Annotated in this window: 7 protein-coding genes; all 7 read left to right on the top strand. The window is 68.7% G+C overall.

Annotation, left to right across the window (positions count from 1 at the left end; all coding sequences use genetic code 11):
• The first annotated feature begins 183 nt into the window (after positions 1-183).
• Positions 184-459: a CtrA inhibitor SciP gene (gene sciP / locus CH341_RS26095; protein WP_008383176.1), complete on the top strand. Its 276-nt coding sequence runs from the start codon at positions 184-186 to the stop codon at positions 457-459.
• Positions 460-1054: 595 nt separating this feature from the next.
• Positions 1055-2692 (top strand): flagellar basal-body MS-ring/collar protein FliF, encoded by a 1638-nt coding sequence (gene fliF, locus CH341_RS26090; RefSeq protein WP_111421883.1) that lies wholly within the window; start codon positions 1055-1057, stop codon positions 2690-2692.
• Positions 2693-2707: 15 nt separating this feature from the next.
• A complete protein-coding gene (gene fliG, locus CH341_RS26085; RefSeq protein WP_111421882.1) occupies positions 2708-3778 on the top strand; it encodes a flagellar motor switch protein FliG in 1071 nt (356 codons plus the stop codon).
• Positions 3779-3883: 105 nt separating this feature from the next.
• On the top strand, positions 3884-4513 hold the full coding sequence (locus tag CH341_RS26080; protein ID WP_111421885.1) for a FliH/SctL family protein: 630 nt from the start codon (positions 3884-3886) through the stop codon (positions 4511-4513).
• A 13-nt stretch (positions 4514-4526) separates the two neighbouring features.
• Positions 4527-4880 carry a flagellar motor switch protein FliN gene (fliN, locus tag CH341_RS26075; RefSeq protein WP_425376211.1) on the top strand — a complete coding sequence of 118 codons (354 nt, stop codon included), beginning with the start codon at positions 4527-4529 and terminating at the stop codon, positions 4878-4880.
• 82 nt (positions 4881-4962) lie between these two features.
• Positions 4963-6330, top strand: coding sequence for a sigma-54-dependent transcriptional regulator FlbD (gene flbD, locus CH341_RS26070; RefSeq protein WP_111421881.1), 1368 nt, complete (start codon positions 4963-4965; stop codon positions 6328-6330).
• A 130-nt stretch (positions 6331-6460) separates the two neighbouring features.
• Positions 6461-6821, top strand: a 361-nt coding sequence (locus CH341_RS26065; protein ID WP_483475693.1) for a septum site-determining protein MinC, incomplete at its 3' end; no start/stop codon positions are given.

Below are 6821 nucleotides of genomic sequence, written 5' to 3'. Positions count from 1 at the left end.
GCGCGCCGTATCATATTGACGTCATTCAGTTTGCAGCCTTTGTGGCGGCGCACCCGGCGGGTTTTTCGCAGGGTCGCGCATGCGCCGATGTTTCCCCTTTTTTTACGGACGCTTAGCCAAATTTTAAGCCGCGCCCCCTATGGTCATGAGGTGTTTTTCAGTTCCTGTAGCGTGAGTTCGTCCATGACCGAACCCCACCGCCCGAGGGTGAAGTACGTCATCGGGCCGGACGGTAGTCCGTTGACTATCGCCGACCTTCCCGCACCGGGCACGAAGCGTTGGGTGATCCGCCGAAAGGCCGAGGTCGTCGCCGCAGTTCGCGGAGGCCTCCTCTCCCTGGAGGAAGCGTGCAGCCGCTATACGCTGACCGTCGAAGAGTTTCTGGCGTGGCAGTATTCCATCGACCGCCACGGCCTCGCAGGATTGCGCACCACGCGCCTGCAGCAGTATCGCCAATAATAATTCGACCCGTCGTCGCCTCACGGGCCCGCTCCGCTTATTTCGAAGCGGACGGAACCGGATCGGCGACGACACGTTGACTCGATGTCGGACGGGCCCCCCAGCCCCCCCAATCCGTCCGACAGGCCGCCCGGATGTGTCACCACCGGGCTGGCGAGAGGCCGCCCACCCCGGCGGCCTTTTCTTTTTTCGGCTCCCCTGCCCCCGGTGTCCTGGCCGCGGTGTCTTGGCCGCCACGCCTTATCCGGCCGCGGGCCCTCATCCTCCCCCGCCAGGACCTCGTCCCGACCGAGCCTCCGGAAACCCGGCGTGAACCCCCTGGTTCGCGGCCGACCGGCCCTGCGATCCCGCGCATCCTCTCCGCGTTCTGCCTGGCGTTCTGCCTCGCTCCTCTGCCTCGCACCCCGATCGCGACCCCGGACCGGTGAAAACCGAGGCGCGGATGTCACGCCGGCGAGAATTTCCGGTGGCAGAGCGACAGTTAACCCCGGCGTTAACCAATTCGAAACCATGAACCCGGCAAAACTTGCCGGGTCGGGGGATTTCATCCGTCGACATAACAGCTTGGAAGCTCATCTCCGTACAGGGTCGGCCCGTGCAAGGTCTCGTCACATTCGTTAAGACGCTCGGCCCCGCTCGCATCGCCGCGATGGGGGCCGTCACGGCCGCTTTGATCGGCTTCTTCGCCTTCGTGATCCTTCGGGTCACGGCGCCACAGATGACGCCCCTGTTCACCGACCTCTCGCTCGAGGACTCCGCGGCGATCATCAAGGATCTGGAACGCCAGAGCATCGCTTTCGACCTCAAGAACGACGGCGCCATCATCCTGGTCCCGAAGGAGAAGGTCGGCCGCCTGCGGATGAAGCTCGCCGAGGGCGGCCTGCCCAAGGGCGGCGGCATCGGTTACGAGATCTTCGACAAGTCGGACGCTCTCGGCACCACGAGCTTCGTCCAGAACATCAATCATCTACGCGCCCTGGAGGGCGAGCTCGCGCGCACCATCCGGGCGATCGACCGGGTCCAGACGGCGCGCGTGCACCTGGTGCTGCCGGAGCGGCCGCTGTTCTCCCGCGACAAGCTCGAGCCCTCCGCCTCGATCGCCCTGAAGGTGCGGGGCCAGCTCGAGAGCCAGCAGGTCCGAGCGATCCGGCACCTCGTCGCCTCGGCCGTGAACGGCCTCAAGCCGGAGCGCGTCTCCGTCGTCGACGAGAGCGGCCGGCTGCTGGCCGATGGTGCGGGCAACGACCCCTACGGGGCCGGCGTGTCGGGCGACGAGCGCAAGCTCGCCTACGAGCGCAACCTTCGTGACCAGGTCGAGTCCATCGTGACGTCGGTGGTGGGGCCGGGCCGGGCCCGCGTGCAACTCACCGCCGAGTTCGACTTCAACCGGGTGACCCAGACGCAGGACCGCTTCGACCCGGAAGGCCGGGTGCTGCGCTCGAGCCAGACCCGGGAGGAGAGCTCGTCGACCACCGACCCCCAGGGCCAGGTCAGCGTCGCCACCGAGTTGCCCAACGCCAACCAGGGGCAGCAAGGGCCGGGCGCACGCGACCAGAGCAAGAAGTCGGAAGAGATCAACAATTACGAGATCACCCGCATCACCGAGACCAAGGTGGTCGAGGGCGGCCGGGTGAACCGGGTCTCGGTCGCGGTGCTGGTCGACGGCATCTACGGCCGCAACGACCGCGGCGAGCTCACCTACCAGGAGCGCAGCAAGGACGAGCTCGACCGCATCGCCGCGCTGGTGCGGTCCGCGATCGGCTTCGACCAGCGGCGGGGTGACCAGATCGAGGTCATCAACCTGCGCTTCGCGGAGACGCAGAGCATCACCCTATCCGAGCCGGCCGGCTGGATGGGCATGCTGCAGTTCACCAAGGAAGACATCATGCGGGCGATCGAGCTCGGCGTGATGCTGCTGCTCGGCCTCGTCGTGCTGATATTCGTGATCCGCCCGCTGGTGCGCCGGATCATCACGCCCGAGACCATCGCGGCGCTCACCGGGGCTCCGGCTCCGACGCCGGCGCTCGCGGGCGGGCCCGCCATCCCGCCCGGCATTCCGCAGAGCGAGGAAGAAGCCAAGGCCGCGTCGACCCAGACCTCCAAGATGATCGAGTTCGCGCAGGTTCAGGGCAGCGTCCACGCACAATCGATCCAGAAAGTCGGCGAGCTCGCCGAACGCAATCCGCAGGAGACCGTCCAGATCCTGCGCCAGTGGCTGCACGAGTCGAATTGATCGCGGACCCCCAACATGGCCAAGGCGAAGAACGACCTCGAAAGCGTGGTGGCGACCCTGGCCTCGCGTCAGCCGGCCGGCGGCAGCACCCGCAAGCTGAGCGGCCCCGAGCGCGCGGCCGTGCTGCTGCTCGCGCTGGGTGACCAGTATGGATCGAAGATCTGGCAGATGCTCGACGACGAGGAGCTGCGGACGCTGTCGATCGTCATGTCGAGCCTCGGAACCGTGCCGGCCGAGGCGGTCGAGGAGCTGATGCTGGAGTTCGTCTCGCGCCTCTCCGCCTCCGGTGCCCTGATGGGCACCTACGACGCGACCGAACGGCTGCTGCAGCAGTATCTGCCGCCGGAGCGCGTCAACGGCATCATGGACGAAATACGCGGTCCGGCCGGCCGCAACATGTGGGAGAAGCTCTCCAACGTCCAGGAGGAGATGCTCGCCAACTATCTCAAGAACGAATACCCGCAGACCGTCGCGGTCGTGCTGTCCAAGCTCAAGCCCGAGCAGTCGGCGAAGGTGCTCGGCATCCTGCCCGAGGACGTCGGCATGGACGTCGTCAACCGCATGCTGCGGATGGAATCGGTCCAGAAGGAAGTCATCGAGCGCGTCGAGCAGACGCTACGCACCGAGTTCATGTCGAGCCTGTCGCAGACCCGCCGCCGCGACGCTCACGAGCTGATCGCCGAGGTGTTCAACAACTTCGACCGGCAGACCGAGACGCGCTTCATGACGGCGCTCGAGGAGATGAACCGCGAGAGTGCCGAGCGCATCAAGAGCCTGATGTTCACGTTCGACGACCTGATCAAGCTCGACAACGGCTCGGCTCAGACGCTGATGCGGCACATCGACAAGGACAAGCTGGCGATCGCGCTCAAGGGCGCCTCGGAGCCGGTCCGCAACTTCTTCCTGTCCAACATGTCGTCGCGCGCCGCCAAGATGCTGCAGGACGACATGGGGGCGCTCGGCCCCGTCCGGCTGCGCGAGGTCGACGAGGCGCAGGCCCTGCTCGTCAATCTCGCCAAGGACCTGGCCGGCAAGGGCGAGATCATGATCACCAAGAACCGCGCCGACGAAGAGCTGGTGTACTGAGGACGCGATGGACCGCCCGGACACGACATCGTTGTGCGAGAGCCGCACGCCCCGCCGCCGCTCCGGCGACCGTCGCCGCAGCCGCCGCGGCCGGAGGGCCGGCCCGTGAGCGCCCCCGCCAAATTCCTGTTCGACCTGGACTTCGCGGCGCCCACCAAGGCGAAGCTGGAGCCGACCATCTCGCCGGCCGACCACGAGGCCGCACTCGCCGCAGCCGAGCAGCGCGGTTACCAGAAGGGACTGGTGGCCGCCGAGGCGCAGGCTCGCACGCAGGCCGAGCGGCAGACCGCCGCAGCGTTCGACAGGATCGCCGCCGCGATGGGGATCGTCGCGGCCCAGCTCCCGACCGTCACCACCAAGATCGAGGCCGACGCCGTCGAGGTGGCGGCCGCCATCGCCCGCAAGCTGGCTCCGACCCTCATCGCGGCCCAGCCCTTCGCCGAGATCGGCGAGATGATGTCCGGCTGCCTGCGCGAGCTCCTCAGCGCGCCGCACGTGGTCGTTCGGGTGAACGAGGATCTCTACGACCTGGCCCGCGAGCGGCTGACCGAGATGGCGCGAGCGCGTGGCTTCGAAGGCCGGCTGGTGGTTCTCGGCGAGGCCGAGATCGCGCCGGGCGACTGCCGGATCGAATGGGCCGACGGCGGCCTCGTGCGGGACCATGCGGCGACAGAAGCCGCGATCGACGAAGCGGTGGGCCGCTACGTCGACGCGCGCCGCGGCGACAAGGCGTGATGTGGGAGGGTGAATGATGGCCAGCGACGGATCCAAGGTTCCCTTCCCCAATCTGGATACGGATCACAGCATCGTCGAGCAGGCGACCGACCTGCAGGAGCCGGAGGCGTCGACGCATGCGGCGTCGGATCTCGAGGCGGTGTTCGACGTGCCGGTCCAGGTCTCGGCCGTGCTCGGTCGCGCCCGCATGGAGGTCGGCGAGCTGCTGAAGCTCGGTCCCGGCGCCGTGCTGGAGCTCGACCGCCGCGTCGGCGAAGCGATCGACATCTACGTCAACAACCGTCTGGTCGCCCGCGGCGAGGTCGTCCTGGTGGAGGACAAGCTCGGCGTGACCATGACGGAAATCATCAAGGCGGACCGCGCGTGACGACGCGCCCGCCGGTCCGGTCTCAGTATCGCGGCTCGCCCGGCACGGCCGGGAACGCGGCCCGCAGCGACGGAGTGACACGATGCGCCTTCTGATCGTCGGCACCCTGAAGGGGCAGCTCACCGTGGCGACCAAGATCGCCATGGACAAGGGCGCGAGCGTCACGCATGCGGAGAGCAGCGACCAGGCCATGGCGGTGCTGCGCTCGGGGCGCGGCGCCGACCTGATGATGGTCGATGTCGCCCTCGACATCCGCGAGCTGGTGCTGCGGCTGGAGGCCGAGCACATCCACGTCCCGATCGTCGCCTGCGGCACGTCGAGCGACGCGCGGGCCGCGGTCGCCGCGATCCATGCCGGCGCCAAGGAATACATCCCGCTGCCGCCCGATCCGGAGATGATCGCCGCGGTGCTGGCGGCCGTCGCCGACGATTCGCGCGAGCTGGTCTATCGCGACCAGGCCACCGCCAACGTGGTGAAGCTCGCCCAGCAGATCGCGCCGTCCGACGCCTCGGTGCTGATCACGGGCGAGTCCGGCACCGGGAAGGAGGTGCTGGCCCGCTACGTCCACGGCCGCTCGAACCGCTCGCGGGGGCCGTTCATCTCGGTCAACTGCGCCGCCATTCCGGAGCACCTCCTCGAGTCCGAGCTGTTCGGCCACGAGAAGGGGGCCTTCACGGGGGCGGTGGCGCGCCGCGTCGGCAAGTTCGAGGAGGCCACCGGCGGCACCCTGCTGCTCGACGAGATCTCCGAGATGGAGGTGCGCCTGCAGGCAAAGCTGCTGCGCGCCCTGCAGGAGCGGGTGATCGACCGCGTCGGCGGCACCCGGCCGGTCCCGGTCGACATTCGCATCCTCGCCACCTCGAACCGCAATCTCGCCGAGGCGGTGCGCGACGGCAGCTTCCGCGAGGATCTGCTGTTCCGCCTCAACGTCGTCAACCTCAAGATCCCGCCGCTGCGCGAGCGGCCCGGCGACGTGCTCGAGCTCGCCCAGCATTTCGTGCGCAAATACGCCCAGGCGAACGGCGTGCCGGTGCGGCCGCTGTCGACCGAGGCGAAGCACCAGCTCTCGATCAACCGCTGGCCCGGCAATGTGCGCGAGCTGGAGAACACCATCCACCGCGCCGTGCTGCTGGCGGCCGGCGACGAGATCGGCGCCGAGGCGATCCTGACCCCGGACGGCGAGCGCCTCGACCAGGCCCGGCCGGCCGCCGTCGAGCACGCGACCCTCGCGGCCGAGGCGGTGACGCGCGCGCTGGTCGGCCGCACCGTCGCCGACGTCGAGCGCGACCTGATCCTCGAGACCCTGAAGCACTGCCTCGGCAACCGCACCCACGCGGCCAACATCCTCGGCATCTCGATCCGGACGCTCCGCAACAAGCTCAACGAGTACTCCGCCGAAGGCGTGCCGGTCCCGGCCCCGCACGGCGGGGACGTCCGCATGGCCGGATGAGGGCTGCCGTGTACACCCCCAGCCCGGTCGACTCATTCCGGCCAAGTTTTCGGACTCGCCTGCATCGTGCGGCGATTCGTCCGGCGTGCGTCGCACCCGAACCGTCTGGTCGATCCGGGAGCCGGACGCCATGAGAACCGCCGTGCAGCCGAAACCCAGTCCGCGTCCGGTGCGTTTCCGGGGACGCTCCTACATGGCCTTCGCGCTCGCCCCCGAGCTGCCGATCGCCGACTGGCTCGCCGACATCGACGGGGCGATCGGACGGTCGCCCGGCTTCTTCGCCGGCCGCCCCGCCGTGCTCGACCTCGCCGGCCTGACGCTGCCGGCGACCGAGCTGCTTTCGCTGATCCGGGAGCTGGAGGCGCGCGGCATCCGCATCATGGGGCTGGAGGGCGGCGACGCGGCGGCCTACGGGCCCGAGCTGCCGCCGCTCCTCACCAGCGGGCGCGGCACCGCCGCGATCGCCGAGAGCGGCACGGCCGAGCCCGCCG

Source organism: Rhodoplanes roseus (assembly GCF_003258865.1).
Classification (GTDB): Bacteria; Pseudomonadota; Alphaproteobacteria; order Rhizobiales; family Xanthobacteraceae; genus Rhodoplanes; species Rhodoplanes roseus.
Note: the sequence above shows the minus strand (reverse complement) of the source record. Positions and strands in the feature narration are given on the sequence as shown.

Bases quoted from the DNA above. Each gene is read 5' to 3' on its own strand.
- sciP (WP_008383176.1), top strand. From the start codon at position 184: ATGACCGAACCCCACCGCCCGAGGGTGAAGTACGTCATCGGGCCGGAC.
- fliG (WP_111421882.1), top strand. From the start codon at position 2,708: ATGGCCAAGGCGAAGAACGACCTCGAAAGCGTGGTGGCGACCCTGGCC.
- fliN (WP_425376211.1), top strand. From the start codon at position 4,527: ATGATGGCCAGCGACGGATCCAAGGTTCCCTTCCCCAATCTGGATACG.
- flbD (WP_111421881.1), top strand. From the start codon at position 4,963: ATGCGCCTTCTGATCGTCGGCACCCTGAAGGGGCAGCTCACCGTGGCG.